At 70.9% G+C, this 15,079-nt stretch carries 12 protein-coding genes; 5 read left to right on the top strand and 7 right to left on the bottom strand.

The genetic code is table 11. The features are described from left to right. Positions 1–128: 128 nt before the first annotated feature. From ACFY12_RS03250 to cyaB, 3 genes are all read right to left on the bottom strand, one after another. Complete coding sequence (locus ACFY12_RS03250; RefSeq protein WP_390713969.1) at positions 129–2,564, bottom strand: FtsX-like permease family protein; 2,436 nt, start codon at positions 2,562–2,564, stop codon at positions 129–131. Beyond that, the gene (locus ACFY12_RS03245) at positions 2,561–3,247 is read right to left on the bottom strand and encodes an ABC transporter ATP-binding protein (protein WP_390713968.1); all 687 of its coding nucleotides are present in this window, start codon (positions 3,245–3,247) and stop codon (positions 2,561–2,563) included. Before ACFY12_RS03245 ends, ACFY12_RS03250 begins: the two co-directional genes overlap by 4 nt. A gap of 245 nt (positions 3,248–3,492) precedes the next feature. Continuing rightward, positions 3,493–4,077, bottom strand: a complete 585-nt coding sequence (cyaB, locus tag ACFY12_RS03240) for a class IV adenylate cyclase (protein WP_390713967.1) — start codon at positions 4,075–4,077, stop codon at positions 3,493–3,495. A 149-nt stretch (positions 4,078–4,226) separates the two neighbouring features. Here cyaB and ACFY12_RS03235 point away from each other — a divergent pair, with 149 nt between their 5' ends. The 4 genes from ACFY12_RS03235 (at position 4,227) to ACFY12_RS03220 (ending at position 6,368) form a co-directional block, all read left to right on the top strand. Beyond that, positions 4,227–5,432, top strand: a complete 1,206-nt coding sequence (locus ACFY12_RS03235) for a helix-turn-helix domain-containing protein (RefSeq protein ID WP_390713966.1) — start codon at positions 4,227–4,229, stop codon at positions 5,430–5,432. Between the two features lie 101 nt (positions 5,433–5,533). Beyond that, complete coding sequence (locus ACFY12_RS03230; protein WP_390713965.1) at positions 5,534–5,851, top strand: hypothetical protein; 318 nt, start codon at positions 5,534–5,536, stop codon at positions 5,849–5,851. Further along, a complete protein-coding gene (locus ACFY12_RS03225) occupies positions 5,851–6,048 on the top strand; it encodes a hypothetical protein (RefSeq protein ID WP_390713964.1) in 198 nt (65 codons plus the stop codon). Before ACFY12_RS03230 ends, ACFY12_RS03225 begins: the two co-directional genes overlap by 1 nt. Next, entirely contained in the window at positions 6,045–6,368 is a 324-nt protein-coding gene (locus ACFY12_RS03220; RefSeq protein ID WP_390713963.1) for a hypothetical protein, read from the top strand. The genes ACFY12_RS03225 and ACFY12_RS03220 overlap by 4 nt, the downstream gene beginning before the upstream one ends. Before the next feature lie 20 nt (positions 6,369–6,388). On the opposite strand, the gene ACFY12_RS03215 is transcribed toward ACFY12_RS03220, so the two are convergent. Together ACFY12_RS03215 and ACFY12_RS03210 are read right to left on the bottom strand one after the other, a co-directional pair. Then, entirely contained in the window at positions 6,389–6,682 is a 294-nt protein-coding gene (locus ACFY12_RS03215; RefSeq protein WP_390713962.1) for a hypothetical protein, read from the bottom strand. After that, the gene (locus tag ACFY12_RS03210) at positions 6,679–7,581 is read right to left on the bottom strand and encodes an SPFH domain-containing protein (protein WP_390714360.1); all 903 of its coding nucleotides are present in this window, start codon (positions 7,579–7,581) and stop codon (positions 6,679–6,681) included. The genes ACFY12_RS03215 and ACFY12_RS03210 overlap by 4 nt, the downstream gene beginning before the upstream one ends. 433 nt (positions 7,582–8,014) lie before the next feature. Here ACFY12_RS03210 and ACFY12_RS03205 point away from each other — a divergent pair, with 433 nt between their 5' ends. Next, a complete protein-coding gene (locus ACFY12_RS03205; protein ID WP_390713961.1) occupies positions 8,015–10,372 on the top strand; it encodes a transglycosylase domain-containing protein in 2,358 nt (785 codons plus the stop codon). Positions 10,373–10,455: 83 nt separating this feature from the next. On the opposite strand, the gene ACFY12_RS03200 is transcribed toward ACFY12_RS03205, so the two are convergent. Together ACFY12_RS03200 and ACFY12_RS03195 are read right to left on the bottom strand one after the other, a co-directional pair. After that, positions 10,456–11,919, bottom strand: coding sequence for a catalase (locus ACFY12_RS03200; protein WP_390713960.1), 1,464 nt, complete (start codon positions 11,917–11,919; stop codon positions 10,456–10,458). Positions 11,920–12,188: 269 nt separating this feature from the next. Next, positions 12,189–14,990, bottom strand: coding sequence for a SpoIIE family protein phosphatase (locus tag ACFY12_RS03195; protein ID WP_390713959.1), 2,802 nt, complete (start codon positions 14,988–14,990; stop codon positions 12,189–12,191). Positions 14,991–15,079: the final 89 nt, after the last annotated feature.

Below are 15,079 nucleotides of genomic sequence, written 5' to 3'. Positions count from 1 at the left end.
TACTCGGGACTCTAACGCCGGTGTATACGCGCGATGCATAGCTGTGCTGGGGGCACGCATCGCGCGTACGTCACCGGCGGTGATGCAGTGCGCACACGTCACCGGCGGTGATGCAGTGCGCGCGCACGTCACTCCGTACGCAGCCCGTCCGGGCGCATCATCCGCCACAGCGGCGGCAGACTCAGCAGCGTGACCGCCAGCACCAGCCCGGCACCGGCCCCGACCAGCGGCCACACCACCGACCAGTCCATACCGGGACGGTTCACCATGCGCAGCAGGACGTACGCCAGGCCCGTGCCCCCGACGACGGCCAGGGCGAGCCCCAGCCCGACGGGAAGCGCGGTCTGCCACAGGATCGACCAGCCCAGCGTGGACCGGCGGGTGCCGTAGGCCACCAGGACCGACAGCAGCCGACGGCGCTCGCGCAGCTGCTCCAGAGTCGTGACGAGCAGACTGGCCGCGATCAGCACCATGGTCAGGATCGACGCGATCAGCAGGCCCCGGCTCACGCTCGCGAACCGCTTGTCGGTCGACACGTCGTTGATCGTGAAGACGTTGGCTCCCGGGTCGATCCGGGCGGCCGTGTTGCGGGCGTACTCGATGGCATCCGGGACGCCCCGGTCGACCTGCACCATCGCCTCGGCCGTCGGGTACTGCAGCTGCTTGACGTCGACCGCGGACGGGGTGGCGAACAGGCCGCTCAGGGTCCCGCCGCGCGGGTCGGGCCGGGCCTCGGCCGTACGGAGCGCCGTGGGGACGGTCCACTGCCGCGGCCGCTCCCCGGAGGTGCTGTCCTCCTGGCGGAAGCCGAGCTCCACGCGTGCCCCGGGCCGGAGGAACGCCTTGGAGCCGGGGCCGTCGTCGGCGGGGTCGGTGCCCTTGACGAGGAAGACGTCGCCGTCCTTGCAGGAGTCCGCCTTCGTCAGCTCGCGCAGGGTGGCGCAGCTGCCGACCGAGAGCATGGCGCCCGGCGGGTACTCCTCGCCCTTGTCCGGCGGGCCGGGGCGGGTGACGCCCGAGCGGACGGTGGCGATCACGCCGCGCACGCCCTGGGTGGCGCGGAACTCGTCGATCATCCGCTGTGCGGTGCCGCCGTCCCGGGTGGGCAGCATCACCATCAGCTGCGCCCGGGTGGGGTCCTGCCCGGTCGGCTTGACGTAGTCGGCCGACGTGGACGAGAAGAACATCTGGAGCGCGATGGCCCCGGCCACGGCGACGGTGATGCCGCTGACCGCGCGGGCCGCGCTGCCACTGCTCAACTGGAGTCTGCGGACCGCCAGTTGCCAGGGCACCGGCCCGCCCTTCAGGCGCCCCACGACCGCCTCGACCAGCCACGGCAGCAGCATGACGACGCCCAGCAGCACCAGTGCCGCTCCGCTGGAGATCTGGTACGCGTTGATGTCCCGGCTGTCCTTGTCGACGGTGCCGTACGCCACCAGCAGCACCACGCCGATGGCGGGGACCGGCAGCCGCCACCACAGCCGGCGGCGCCGGGTGGCGGCATCGCGGACGACGCCCAGCGGCTCGATGGTCACCCCGCGCAGGGCGAGCAGCGTCACGGCGACGGCCGCGGCCGGGACGGCCAGCGAGATCAGCGCCGCCAGCGCCGGGACCGGGGTCAGATCGGTGGGGAAGATGCTGGAGCCCCGGATCTCGACGAGCTCAGCGAACTGCCGCCCGATCAGGAACAGGACGGCGCCCGCGGCCAGCCCCAGCACCGAGCCGAGCAGCGCCTCCCCGGCGGCGATCCGGCGCGTGGTGCGGGCGTCGGCGCCGATCAGGCGCAGCGCGGCCAGCCGCCGGTCGCGGCGCTCGCCGCCGAAGCGCACGGCGGTGGCGATGAAGAGGGCCACCGGCATCAGCAGGACGACACAGCCCACGATGACCACCACCAGCAGGAGGGGATCCATCCGCGAGGACTCCGGCTCCCCGCCGAAGCCGGTGATGCGCTGGCCGTCGTCGTCCTGCGTGATGCGGTCGCTGCCCGCGTAGTACAGCTGCTCGCCCGGCCCGATCAGGCCCGCGTCGCCGATGGTGCCCACGATCCGGTAGGGCAGCCGCTCGCGCAGCAGCCCCGAGTCCGGGGCCTGGAGCAGCTCCTTCAGGGCGGGGGAGACCACCATCTCGCCCGGGCCGGGGATCTTGTCCACGCCGGGCGGCAGCGACGGCCGGCTGCCGTCCGGGCGCAGCAGCATCCCGCTGATGCCGGTGCCGCGGAAGTCGGTGCCCGCGTGCCGGGTGACGAGGGTCGTGGCGGAGGGCTTGAGCCGCCCCTCCGGGTCCCCCGAGGACGTGATCATGCGGGCGTTGCCGCGCTCGTTGCGATGGTCCTGGAGCGACGGTATGGAGGCGGCGCCCAGCAGCAGCGCCACCCCGAGCCCGACGCCGAGCGCGGTCAGGGCCGTACGTACCCAGCCCTCACGCCCGCCGCTCACGGCGAAGCGCACGCCCATCGCCAGGTCGCGGAACCAGGCGAGGAGACCTGTGGGGGCCTTGGCGGGGGACGAGGACGGCGACGGAGACGGGGTGGCCCGGTTGTCGTTGACGGTCGTACGGCTGGTCATACCGCGGCCAGCCCCTCTCGCGCCTTGCCGTCGCGGACGGTGATCTCGCGGTCGGAGTAGGCGGCGACGCGGGTTTCGTGCGTGACCAGGACGACGGCTGCCTGGGACTCGCGGGCGGCGTCGGTCAGGAGGGTCATCACGCGTTCGCCGTTGAGGGAGTCGAGGGCGCCGGTGGGTTCGTCGGCGAAGACGACGCGGGGGCTGCCCGCGAGGGCGCGGGCGACGGCGACGCGCTGGCCCTGTCCGCCGGAGACCTCGCCGGGGCGCTGGCCGCGTACGCCGTCGACCTCCAGGCGCTCCAGCCACTCGAGGGCCTGCGCCTCGGCGGCCTTGCGCCGGGTGCCGTTCAGCCGCAGCGGCAGCGCGACGTTCTCCAGGCAGCTCAGCTCCGGGACGAGCTGGCCGAACTGGAAGACGAAGCCGAAGTCGGTACGCCGCAGGGCGCTCCGCTGGGCGTCGCTCAGGTCGGTGAGGGTGTGCGGGCCGTAGTGGACGGTGCCGGAGTCGGGGCTGACGATGCCGGCCAGGCAGTGCAGCAGGGTCGACTTGCCGGAGCCGGACGGGCCCATGACGGCGACGACCTCACCTGCGTGGATCGAGAAGTCCGCACCGTCCAGGGCGGGTGTGGATCCGTACGCCTTGTGCAGTGCGCGGGCTTCGAGCAGGGAACCGGCCGGGGTCATCGGCGGGCCTCCGGGAGTGCGGGCAGGGGGCATCGCCCTGCGGTACCTGTGGGCATGCCGAGCACTCTACATGAGGTGTATACCCGCGATGTATAGACGGAGTGGGTAGCCCCCACCCCCGTTCCTTGCTCTCGTTCGTTCCTTGCCCTCGTTCTGACTGGTGGGCCCAGCGGTCAGTGCTTGATCGCCGTGCTTGATCATCTGTGCTTGATGAGGCGAGGGACCTCGGTGGGGCCACCGCGGATTCAGCCGGGCGGGGTTGCTCCCGCATCAGGGGTGCGGCGGGCCGCTACAGCGTCCGTGTAGAGCTCTGTCGTGAAGTCGCGCTCACGGACCCCGAGTTCACCCATGACGGACCGGATAGCGTCAAGCGCCGCAGTGAGATCCTTCGCTTCCGGAACCATGGTCTCGACTTCCAGGAAGGTTCCTTCGATCTCCGGAACTTGGACCAACGTGGCGAGCAGCCTGCGCCCATGAGACCTGAACTCGTAGTTTCGGCACCGCTTCTGGAAGGCGATTGCCGGAACGTATCCGAGTCCCCGCAGCATGGCGTGAACGGCTTCCGGGCTGTCCACCCGCGTCTCGTGCTCTGGTTTGGAGCCGGATTCCGAATCAACTCGAGTGCCCTTGTACGTGAGTACGGATCGTGTCGAGTCCGGCCCGTGGATCGTGCGGACCCTCAACTCCTTGTCCTGTGCGACGAGGCTTTCCGACGGGTAGTCGTAGTAGGTGTCTTGGTAGACCTCGGCTCGTCCCTCTGTCTTTTGCTCAAGCTGTCCCATGACGTACTCGGGATTGTGTACACGCGCTTTCAACTCCGCCTCAATCAATGCATGATCCTCCGCTCAGACGGTACGGATTCCTGTTTCGACCGCCGACATGACGACTGCTGCCCCCGTCGGGCGACGGGGGGCAGTCAATCATTTCCCCGGCCCGCTGCGCGGTACCTTCAGAGTGTCGAGATCTGAAGGGGTTCCAGATGCCCTACGCCAGTGACAGTGCCAGTGAGCGCATCGGGCAGCGCATCGCGGAAGCACGCAAGACGCGAGGCTTGACTCAGCTTCAACTTGCCCAGCGCATCCCGTGCTCAAAGTCGCTCATCGCTCAGGTGGAGCGGGGCCACAAGCCCGCAACGCCGTCACTCACCGCCGGTGTCGCTCGCGCGCTCGGTATCCGCTTGGAGCACCTCACGGGACAGCCCTACGAGGACCCGCAGCGGGGCCAGGTGCACGCGGTCATCCCAGACATCCAGACATCCATGCTGTCGTGGGATCTGCCCGACGAGGAGCTCCCCGTCCGTCCCTTCGACGAGCTGGCCGCCGACGTCGCACGGGCCTCTGCGCTAGGGCGCAAGGCCCGGTACGCGAAGCTCGGCCGGATGCTGCCGCCGCTCCTGGACGAGCTGTCGACCGCCTGCCACTCCGCAGCCGGGACCGAGCGCGAGAGGCTATTCGGGCTGCTCGCGGAGGCGTACAGCGGCGTGACCGCCATCGCTTACGCCGTAGGGCTTTTTGACCTGCGCTCTCTGGCGATGGACCGGGTGCAATGGGCGGCGCGGGAGTCGAGTGATCCGCTACGCATCGGTCGTACGCAGTGGCAGCGTGCGACCCTGTTCCTCCAAGCCGCCGCGTACGATCGCGGCACGCAGCTCCTCGACCGGGTACGGCACGACCTGGGAGACGGCATCGGGCGCATGGACGAACCGACGCTCAGCGTGCATGGCTCCGTACACCTGCGCTCTGCCATGTTCGCTGCGCGTGCTGGGAACGCGCCTACTGCGCGCGCACACCTCGACGCCGCAGCGGACGCCGCGCGGCGCCTTGGACAGGACACGAACCACTACGGCTTGGAGTTCGGTCCGACCAACGTCGCGATGCACCGGCTCGGGGTGGCCGTGGAGATGTATGACGGGCCCGAAGTCGTCCTGTGCACCCGACGCACCCGCCTGCCCGTGAACGTGGCACCCGTACGCGCGGGCCGTTGGTATATGGACGCCGCGAAGGGGTGGCTCGACTACGGGAATCGCGAGAAGGCGTTTGCCGCGCTGCAGGCGGCCCGCAGAGTGGCACCTGAGCAGACCCGCAACCACCCCCAAGTGCGGGAAACCGTGAAGACGTTGATTCAGCTGGAGCGGTACAGCAAACAATCCCTGTCGGGCTTTGCCTCGTGGCTCGGCATCGCGTGAAGTTTCACAAGCCGTGAAACTCGTTCTGTAGGCGCGGCAGCAGCATGAAGTGATCAGACCCGGCGAGCGAGCCGGGGCCAACGCTGCTAAGGACCAACGTCGTGCCGAACCATATCGCCAGGATCTTCGAATCGCTGTTGCGGCTGCTGCTGCCCGCGCGGGGCCGTCACAGGTCCGCCGCCGCACTGCCCGCCGTGGGGTACGCAGACGCGTCGACGCTCACGCTTCCCCGCGTGCCTGCACGTGAGCCGGGTCTGCTGCGGGGTGAGGACACGGTTCTGATCCGCCCGTACTTCCTCACGTCCGAGGAGCGGCAGGAACGACGCTTGCAGCGGGGACGGCGGCGGGAGCTGTGGCTCGCGGCGTACGGGGTCGATGCCGGGCCGCTTTGGATCCACGGTGTGGAGGTGGTGGGCTGATGCCCCGTATCTGTCGCGCCGTTCATCTGAAGGACCCGCTTCCGGTGCTGGAGGCCGAGCCGGTTGCCGGGTGTGACGTGTGCGCCGCCCTGGCCCGGCAGCGCGCGGACGCACACGCCATCGGCGACAAGTCGACGGCAATCGACTCCAACATCGAGATCCGCCGCCATCCCCACCCGAAGCGGGAGGGCCGATGACGGCCGAGGTACGCAGCCTGGGCGCGTGGTCGCGGCTGCGCTACCGGGTCGAGGGGGTGTGGAACCGGCACATCAGGTACAGGGACCTGTACCGGCAGCTCGATCTCATGCGGGCGGATCTCAAGGCCCGTACCGCGTGGGTGGATGAGCTGACCGAGGAGGAGCTGGCGGAGATGCTGCGCGGTCTGGGGGAGTGCATCGATGCCGTGCAGGCGGCGGGGAGTGACGTTCCGGACTGGCCGGAGGGTGAGGCGTCGTCCCAGTGCTTCGACGTCGCCGCGACCGACCCGACGGCGGACGGTGCGCCGCCCGTGACGTAGCCGGCGCGGGGCCGCCCTGGCTACCCGCCGCCTGCCCCGCCGCCTGGTTCCTCCGGCCGCGCCGTCTTGGGCGGGCGGCCCCGCCGGGGTATCGCCCCCGCGCCCCGGGGCAGTCGCCCCGCGTCGGACAGCGCCTTGCGGAGCAGGAACTCGATCTGGGCGTTGGCGCTGCGGAGCTCGTCGTCGGCCCAGCGGGCCAGGGCGTCGTGGATCAACGGGTCCAGCCGCAGCAGCACCTGCTTGCGCTGCTGCGGCCGTCGCGCGGGGGGCCGTCCGCTCGAGGCGTCGGCCCCCTCGGAGGGGTCCGCGCTCACTGGTAGAGGGAGCCCGTGTTGAGGACCGGCTGGGCGGCCCGGTCGCCGCACAGCACCACCATCAGGTTGCTGACCATGGCGGCCTTGCGCTCCTCGTCCAGCTCGACGATGCCCTGCTCGCTGATCCGGTCCAGCGCCTGCTCGACCATGCCGACCGCGCCCTCGACGATCTGCTGGCGGGCCGCGACCACCGCACCGGCCTGCTGGCGCTGCAGCATGGCAGAGGCGATCTCGGGGGCGTAGGCGAGGTGGCTGAAGCGGGTCTCGATGATCTGGACGCCGGCGGCCTGGACCCGGGCGGTCAGCTCCACGGCGAGCTTCTCGGTGATCTCCTCGGCGTTGCCGCGCAGCGACAGGCCGTTCTCGTCGTGTGCGTCATAGGGGTACTCGATGGCGATGTGCCGGACGGCCGCCTCGGTCTGGGTGGCGACGAACTCCAGGAAGTCGTCGACCTCGAAGAGCGCCTGGGCGGTGTCCCGGACCTTCCAGACCACGATCGCGGCCAGCTCGATCGGGTTGCCGTAGGCGTCGTTGACCTTGAGGACCGCGGTCTCGTGGTTGCGCACCCGGGTGGAGATCTTCCGGGCCGAGGTCAGCGGGTTGACCCAGCGCAGACCGTCGGTGCGGATGGTGCCCACGTACCGCCCGAAGAGCTGGATGACCCGGGCTTCACCGGGCGCGACCATCTTCACGCCGGTCATGCAGAAGAGCGAGCCGAGCAGTAGCAGGATGCCGACGATGACCATCGGCACCGCGACCGCGTTGTGGCCGCGGTCGCCGAGTACGGCGGCGACGATGAACATGCCGATACCCACCGCCACGCCGAGCACGGTCAGCAGCAGGGCGAGGCCGCCCGGGATGCTGTGCGCCGGGGTCTCGCGGACCTGGGGTTCCGGCATGTCGGGAGCGTCCACGGCGAGGTCCGCCGGGTGCTTCGCGCTGCGGTCCGTGTGGTCCGTGGTGGCGTCGCCGGTGGGCCCGGTGGTGCGCTCGGCTGGTGTCTGGTCGGTCATCGGATCCCCGTTTCTCCCGGTGCGGTACGTGATGTCCACCGCATTCCATGCTTTCGCTGGTCTAGCAAAGTGATAGCACTTTAACCCCCGGCCGGTCGCCCGTCCAGTCCTCGTACGGGCCTGGGTGCGGGCCCGATTCGCGGCAAGTGCGCAGGTGAGGAGGTGGCGACGAACAACACCCACCCCCTGGTTCCGCCTGGCCCGGGTGCTGTTTGTCACGTCGGCAAAAGCCGCGATCGATGAGTAATTGCCGACAGGTGCGGTGTTAGCTTCAACAGTTGAGTTAGCTGGGGGCGGAACGACTGGAGTTGCTGGAGCGATGGGCCGAGCGGAAGCAAGACGGGCGCGGCAGGGGAGCGCCCGCCGGGCCAAACCGACCGCGAAACAGACCGGGAAGAAGTCCGGTATACGTCCTGGGAAGAAGTCCGGCATACGTCGCTTCTTCACCTGGAAGAAGCTCCTGGGAGCCTTCCTCGGGGCGTGCCTCCTGGGCATCCTCGGCTTCGTCGGCCTGTACCTGGCCGTCGACGTGCCCAAGGTCGGCAACGAAGACGCCACCCTCCAGAGCAACATCTACCGGTACTCGGACGGCACGATCATGGCCCGCAGGGGCGAGGTCAACCGTGAGACCGTCGCCCTGGACAAAATCCCCCTGAAGGTCCAGCGGGCCTTCGTCGCCGCCGAGAACAAGACCTTCTACACCGACTCCGGCGTCGACGTGAAGGGCACCGGCCGCGGCATCCTCAACACCCTCATGGGCAAGGGCAAGCAGGGCGGTTCGACGATCACGCAGCAGTACGTGAAGAACTACTACCTCACCCAGGAGCAGACGGTCAGCCGCAAGCTCCAGGAGATCGTGATCTCGCTCAAGCTCGACAACAAGTACGACAAGGACGACATCCTCGCCGGCTACCTCAACACCAGCTTCTACGGCCGCAACGCCTACGGCATCCAGGCCGCGGCGCACGCGTACTACGGCGTCGACGTCGACAAGCTGACCCCCTCCCAGGGCGCCTACCTCGCCGCCCTGCTCCAGGCGCCGAACCAGTACGACTGGGCCATCGCCAGTGACGCAGGCAAGAAGCGCGTCCAGGAGCGCTGGGCGTACGCGCTCGACAACATGGTCGAGATGGGCTGGCTGACGCCCGAGGAGCGCAAGACCCAGAAGTTCCAGATACCGATCAAGCCCAAGCCCGACCCCGGGCTGAAGGGCCAGACCGGCTACCTCATCGCGGCGGCCAAGCAGGAGCTCATCAGCAAGGGCGTCGACGGCAAGCTGCTCGCCAGGGGCGGCTGGGACATCACCCTCGGCATCGACCGGAAGAAGCAGCAGGCGCTGGAGAAGTCGGTCAAGGAGCGGTTCACCGACGAGCTCGACCCCGACAAGCGCAAGGTCGACAAGGACGCCCAGATCGGCGCGACCTCGGTCGACCCGAAGACCGGCCACATCGTGGCCATGTACGGCGGTGCCGGCTACACCCAGCACTACGTGAACAACGCCCAGCGCGCCGACTACCAGCCCGCCTCCACCTTCAAGCCGCTGATCCTCGCCACCGCGATGGAGGGCAACGCGGTGACCCAGGAGGGGCAGCAGATCACGCCCAACACCATCTACAACGGTGACAGCAACCGCCCTGTCCGGGGCAGCGACACCGCGTATGCCCCGGACAACGAGGACCATGTCGACTACGGTCCGATCACCGTCCAGAAGGCGACCGAGAAGTCCGTCAACACCGTCTTCGCGCAGATGGGCGTGGACGCCGGGGTGGGCAACGTCAAGAAGTTCGCGGGCCGGCTCGGCATGAACGAGAAGGGCATCGTGGCCAGGCCCTCCATCGCCCTCGGCTCGATGGGCGCCAGCACCCAGCAGATGGCCGGGGTCTATGCGGCCTTCGCCAACCACGGCAAGGCGGTCTCCCCGAGCCTGGTCGTCGAGGCCAAGCGCACCACCCAGGACAACGTCGAGGAGAAGGCCCAGCTCAAGGACCCGATCGGCGAGGAGGTGATGTCCCGCAAGACCGCCGACACGCTGACCTCCGTACTGACCGGTGTGGTCAACGAGCCCGGCGGCACCGGCCGGCGGGTGGCCGACGCCGCCACCGACATCGCGGGCAAGACCGGCACCTCCGACGACAACAAGTCCGCGTGGTTCGTGGGCTACACGCCCAAGCTCGTCACCGCGGTCGGCATCTTCGGCGAGGACCCCACCCCGCCGGGCAAGCAGGTCAAGCTCTACGGCGTGGCCGGTGAGAAGCGTACCGACGGCGGTCACTTCCCGGCCCTCGTCTGGTCCGACTACACCCGGGCCGCGCTGGGCTCGGACGCCAGCGCCGAGTTCGACCTCGAAACCAACCTCGGCGCCGGAGTGGCACCCCCGCCCGCGCCCCCGTCGACGCCGAAGAGCACCCCGTCGGTGCCCCCGACGCCGAGCGGCAAGCCGAGCACGTCCCCGTCCCCGAGCCGGACGCCGAGCAGCAGCCCGCCCCCGTCCCCGAGCAACCGCCCGACCGGCGACCCCACGTCGAGCAGCGCCCCGCCCATCCCGCCGACCGGCGGTACCAACGGGGGGACGGACACCGGCGGCACCAACACCGGAACGACCGGTGGCGGCACCGGCGGAACCGGCGGCAACAACGGAGGCCAGGGCGGCAGCGACAGCCTGCCGAACGTCGGCTGAGACGGCCCGCCGTCTGGTACTGAGGCACGCGAAGGCGCCCGGAGCAGATCCGCTCCGGGCGCCTTCGCGCGCCTGTCGGGTTGTCAGCCCCCGTTCACCTTCTTGGCGATCCGGTCGCCGACCCCCTTGTCGATATTGCGCCAGTACTGGAGTGCGCGTTCCAGCACCGGCTCGCTGACGCCGTTGAGCAGGTGGCCGGAGACGTTGCCGACCAGGCGGTCGCGGGCGGCGTCGTCGAGGACGTCGCGGACCATGGTGCCCGGCTGGCCCCAGTCGTCGTCGTCCCGGCGCAGCGTGTAGGCGTTACGGACCATCTCGCCCGCGGTCTCCCAGCCGGCGGCCGGGTCGAACTGGTCGGGCCCGGCGGCCGGCCCGCCCTTGGAGTTCGGGGCGTACGGTGCGGCCGTCCGGGCGGGGTCGAAGCGCATCGCGCCGTCCTTGGCGTACGAGTGCACCGGCACCCGCGGCCGGTTCGGCGGCAGCTGGGCGTAGTTCGGGCCGATGCGGTACCGGTGGGTGTCCGGGTAGGAGAAGATCCGGCCCAGCAGCATCTTGTCGGGCGAGACGCTGACGCCCGGAATCAGGTTCGCGGGCTCGAACGCGGCCTGCTCGATGTGGATGAAGTAGTCGTCGGGGTTGTGGTTGAGGGTCATCCGGCCGACCTCGATCAGCGGGTAGTCGCCGTGCGGCCACACCTTGGTCAGGTCGAACGGGTTGAAACGGTAGTCCGCCGCGTCCTCGAAAGGCATGACCTGGACGTACAGCGTCCAGGACGGGTGGTTGCCGCCCTCGATCGCCTCGTACAGGTCGCGCCGGTGGACGTCGGGGTCGGTGCCGGCGAGCCGGTCGGCCTCCTCCTGGGTGAGGAAGTCGATCCCCTGGTCGGTCTTGAAGTGGTACTTGATCCAGAAGCGCTCACCGCTCCCGTTGATCCACATGTAGGTGTGGGAGCCGTAGCCGTTCATGTGGCGGTACGTCTTGGGGATACCGCGGTCGCCCATCAGCCACGTGACCATGTGCGCGGACTCCGGGGACAGCGTCCAGAAGTCCCACTGCATGTCGTTGTCGCGCAGGCCGTTGTCCGGCCGCCGCTTCTGGGAGCGGATGAAGTCCTGGAACTTGATCGTGTCGCGGACGAAGAAGATCGGGGTGTTGTTGCCGACGAGGTCGTAGTTGCCGACCTCCGTGTAGAACTTGAGCGCGAAGCCGCGCGGGTCGCGCCAGGTGTCGGGGCTGCCCTGCTCACCGGCCACGGTGGAGAAGCGGGCCAGCATGTCGGTCTTCTTGCCGGGCTGGAAGACGATCGCCTTGGTGAACTGGCTGACGTCGTTGGTGACCTCGAAGGTGCCGTACGCGCCCGCTCCCTTCGCGTGCACCACCCGCTCGGGGACCCGCTCGCGGTTGAACTGGGCCATCTTCTCGATCAGGTAGTGGTCGTGCAGGAGGATCGGGCCGTCGCGGCCGACGGTGAGCGAGTGTTCGTCGCTGTCCACCGGGACCCCGGCGTTGTTCGTCGTACGCGGCACATCGCGGGCGGTGCTGGTCATCGGAGGAGTTCCTCCCATTTCGACAGGCGTGGACGGGATGGAGTGAGGTGGGGCGGTTGATCGCGAGGTGGTTGATCACGGGGTGCTGGAGCGATGGAGTGAAGCGATGGGATAATAAGTCCCTTTTGTTCACCCAAGCAGTCAACGCCTCCGACGGCATGTCGGCAAGAGTTGGACCCCATCTGGTCTCAGATGGGGTCCAATGAGTGGGACAGGAGGGGCGGGCGATGGGCGGCGGCGGGCCGGAACCCCGTCCGCTGACCACGCCATCAGCGGCGCGGCGCCCCCGACGGCATGCTCAGCTCGAACCAGACGACCTTCCCCATGCTCAGACGGGTCGCGCCCCAGCGCCGGGCCATCCGGTTGACGAGGTAGAGGCCCCGCCCGCCCTCGTCCGACGGCCGCGCCTGCCGCAGCCTCGGCAGCTGCGGTACGTCGTCCCCGACCTCGCAGCGCAGTACGTCCGTTCGCAGCAACCGCAGCGTGATCGGCCGCTCCGCATACCGCACCGCATTCGTCACCACCTCGCTGACCAGCAGCTCCAGCTGGTCGCTCAGCTCCTCCAGACCCCAGCGGGCCAGCGCCCGCCGGGCCAGCCGGCGCGCCTGCCGGGCCGTCTCCGCCTTCGGGTCCAGATACCAGTACGCGACATCGCTCGGCGCGATCCCGTCGAACCGGGCCGCCAGCAGCGCGATGTCGTCATCGCGGTCGCCGGGCCCCAGCATGTCCAGCACCTCGTCGCAGAGCGGCTCCAGCGGCGGCGGATTGGGCCCGGTCAGCCGGGCCGTCTCCGCCAGCCGCTCCCGCAGCTGCTCGATACCGGTCCACACGTCCCGGATCCGCGACTCGACCAGACCGTCGGTGTAGAGCACCAGCGTGGCGCCCTCCGGGGCGTCCAGCTCCACCGCCTCGAAGTCCACCCCGCCGACCCCGATCGGCGCACCCGACGGCACCCGCAGCACCTCGGCGCGCCCGCCGCGGTGCAGCATCACCGGCGGCGGATGCCCCGCGTTGGCGATGGTGATCCGGTGCGCCACCGGGTCGTAGACCGCGTACATGCAGGTCGCCATGCGGTCCGTGCCGAGCCGCTGGGCCTGCTCGTCGAGGTGGTGCAGCACCTCCTGCGGCGGCAGGTCGAGCCCCGCCAGGGTCTGCGCGGTGGTCCGCAGCTGGCCCATGATCGCCGCCGAGGTCATCGAGTGGCCCATGACGTCACCGACCACCAGCGCCACCCGGCTGCCCGGCAGCGGGATCGCGTCGTACCAGTCACCGCCCACCCGGGCCGTCTCGGCGGCCGGCAGATACCGGCTGGCCAGCCGCACTCCGGTCGGCTGCGGCAGCGAGTCCGGCAGCATGGTGCGCTGGAGCGCGTCGGCGATATACGCCTCGCGCCCGTACAGCACCGCCTTGTCCACGCCCAGCGCGGTGTGCGTCGCCAGCTGTGCGGCCACCAGCAGATCGTCCGGCTCGAAGGCGGGACGGTCCGGCCGGCGCAGGAAGACCGCGGCACCGATCACCCGTCGGCGACCCCGCAGCGGCGCCAGGATCACCCGGTGCCCGCCGGGCAGCCGCGGATCCGGACCCAGCAGCTCCGGCAGCGCGGTACGTGCCGCCTGCGCCTCACCGAACAGCGGCCGCACGCCCCGCAGCACCTCCGCCAGCGGACCGCCCGGCCGCACCTCGGCCAGCTCCGCCGCGCTGCCGCCCATCGCCGGCCCGAGGTCCGGCTGGGCGGGCAGTACGGGCAGCCGCACGCCGTTGGTGTCCGGCTCCTCCGGGATCCGGTCGGTACGCCGCAGCCGCAGCACCACCGGCCCGGTCGGCCGCTCGTCGCCCACCGGCAGCGGATCCCGCAGATATACGAGGATCGCGTCGGCGAAGGTCGGCACCGTGGCCCGGCACAGGCCCAGCACGATCTCGTCCAGGTCGATACCCCGGGCGATCCGCCGGGTCGCCGCGCCGATGAACCGCAGCCGGTCCCCGCCCGCCTGCCGGGCCGCCGCCACCTCGGGGCTCTCGCCCGGATGCGCCGAGCGCGCCGGGGGAGACGGCGGCAGCGGAGCGGACGGCGGGCCCTCCGGCGGACCGGCGGGCGCCGGCACCTGAGCTCCCGCGCCCCCGCCACGCGCCCGCCCGGGGTCCTCGTTCCGCGACCGCCGGCCGTCGCCCTCCCGCGCCCGGCCGCCGCCACCCTCGCCCGCCGCCTGCCCCGGCACCCCCGGGCCCGATCCCGGCTCGCCGCCATGCGGCCGCGACCGCCGGCCGTCCCGCTGAGCGTCCTCGTCCCGCGACCGCCGGGCATCCTCGTCCCGCTCTTCCCGCGCCCGCCGGCCGTCCCCTTCCCGCGCCCGGCCGACGCCGCCGTCGGCCGCGTGCGGACGCTGCCCGCGGTGCGGCTCCCCGCCCGGCTCGGGCTCCTCGACGCGGTTCACCGCACCCTGCGCCATGCGCCGCCCGGACCGGGCCGACTCCCGCCCCGCCTCCGGCGCGCCGCCCGGCCACCCGCTCGCCGGCATGGCCACCTCCCCGTGTGAGTCACCGCCGTACGCGCTGTGCGAGTCACTGCCGTACGCGCTGTGCGAGTCGCCGCCGTACGTGCTGTGCGAGTCGCTGCCGTACGGGCTTCCGCAGGCCTCCCCATACGGTTCATACGGGCGGACGGCACCGTCCCGAGCCGCACCGTGGTCCGCGGGAGGCTCGCCACTGGTGTGGCCCGCATGGCCGGTGTGGTCGGTGTGGCCTCCGTGGCTGGCGTGACCCGCATGACCGGCGTGGTCTGTATGCCCTGTGTGGCCCACGTGGTCCGCGTGCTGCCCGGCCCCGCCCCCCGGTGGACCCGCCGAGGCCGCGACGGCGGCACCCGCCAGGCCGAGGTCGTCACCGCCGCGCACCGCGAAACCGCTGCCGGGCGACGGGGCGAACCCGGTCGCGGCCGGCTGCCGCAGGGCGCTGCGCGGGTCGGGGACCGCGCCGAGCGGCGCCGTCCCGCCCGGTCCCCGCGCGGGGGACGCCGAGGGCGCGGCGGTCGATGCGGACCGCCGCGATTCGTGGGAGGTGGGGTGCTCCGTCACGCGTGGGATTCCATCCGTCCGGGGCTGCGCGCCCGACACGCCGCGTTCCGGGCGCGTCGCCCGTACGGGGCGCGCCCAACGCGCTGCGT

Source organism: Streptomyces sp. NPDC001339 (assembly GCF_042895955.1).
Lineage (GTDB): Bacteria > Actinomycetota > Actinomycetes > Streptomycetales > Streptomycetaceae > Streptomyces.
The sequence above is the reverse complement of the archived record's forward strand: the minus strand, read 5'-3'. Positions and strand labels throughout refer to the sequence as shown.